Genomic DNA, 1,196 nt, shown 5'->3' on the forward strand with positions numbered 1-1,196 from the left:
GGCCCCTGAACCATGGCCACCCATGGATTCAGAAACCATCACCGAATGCAACTGTAATGCTAGTCCGTGGAGCCTTCTTAGGGATTCCGGTCTTTCGGGAAAGCCGGAACTCCCGATTTCCTACAACGCGAGAAGACTATCTGGTCCGCGGACGTTTACGTTCGTCCTGCAGATCATCCTCTCTGATTTCAATCCCATCCTTTCGCAACGCGAGCAGAAGCTGATTGCGAATAGTCACTCCAGTCTCGGCGTAACGTCGCCGAAGCTGCTGCAGAACGTACTCGGGTGCCTTGGTAGAGAGTGAGATTTCCGGGGAGCGGCGAGAGGGTGGAGCACCGGGCTCAGTTCGTGATTGGGGAGGCGCGGTTTCCGGATTAACCACGCGCACGTTACCGCTCCTCAAGCCACGCTCAAGAGCCTCTGTGGTCTCCAAAGCCTCCGCTGCACTGAAGCGCGGGTCATTAGCCGAGGTTGGTAAGGGCGCCGGCCGCGGTCCAAAATCAGGCGCTTGAAGTACCGGGCGCTGAGGCTTTGCGGACATTGCTCGATTCCTCAGGCTGCACTGGCCAAGGGAGAAGCGTCCTCCGAGATCAAGGCCATCATCTCGTCGAAAACGGCGACGAAGTTCGCTGCAGCATTACTACTCCTGTCATGAAGATGAGGGATGTGAGCGGTGTAGGTCATCTCCTTCCACGCAGCCCGGTCGCCGAAGGCCGCCCTGAGAACATGCGCGCCTATCCGCTGGTACTGTTCTCTAAGAAAAGCTTCGACCCTCGGTCGGGCTGCGCCGGCAGCCGTGCGTGTCAGAAGGACGCCGCGGGCAATACGGCGACCGCTAATGTCCTGGGCCTCCTCAGCTTGCCGCCACGTCTCGACCCCGCATCGGAGGTCAGTCTCGCTCATCTGAGATGGGACAATCACCAAATCTGCCAGCGCCATTGCTACCTGCGTGTCGTTCGTGGCAGCCCCCATAAGGTCGATCACGACGTGATCATGCTTCGACGCTAGATCCCTCACCAGAGCACTGACCCGACGCTCGCCGTCCGGAACAGCCACGCCTACGTGCTGCAGTTCCGGCACCTTCCCGAAGAAGGCGTTCAGAGGACGATTGGGGTCGAGGTCGAGGGCAGCAACTGTCGCGCCTCGGGCAACGAGTTCGGCAACTGTGCACATCGCAGCGGTAGTCTTTCCTGAAC

The 1,196-nt window shown here is 59.6% G+C and carries 2 protein-coding genes; one reads left to right on the forward strand and one right to left on the reverse strand.

Features of this window, described 5'->3' with window-relative positions; genetic code table 11:
- Positions 1–304: hypothetical protein (locus tag ACFFIC_RS27940; RefSeq protein WP_377056631.1), on the forward strand; the 304-nt coding region annotated here is incomplete at its 5' end.
- A 248-nt stretch (positions 305–552) separates the two neighbouring features.
- Here ACFFIC_RS27940 and ACFFIC_RS27945 read toward each other — a convergent pair.
- Positions 553–1,196: ParA family protein (locus ACFFIC_RS27945; protein WP_377056633.1), on the reverse strand; the 644-nt coding region annotated here is incomplete at its 5' end.

This window comes from Muricoccus vinaceus (assembly GCF_042433125.1).
GTDB lineage: Bacteria > Pseudomonadota > Alphaproteobacteria > Acetobacterales > Acetobacteraceae > Roseomonas > Roseomonas vinacea.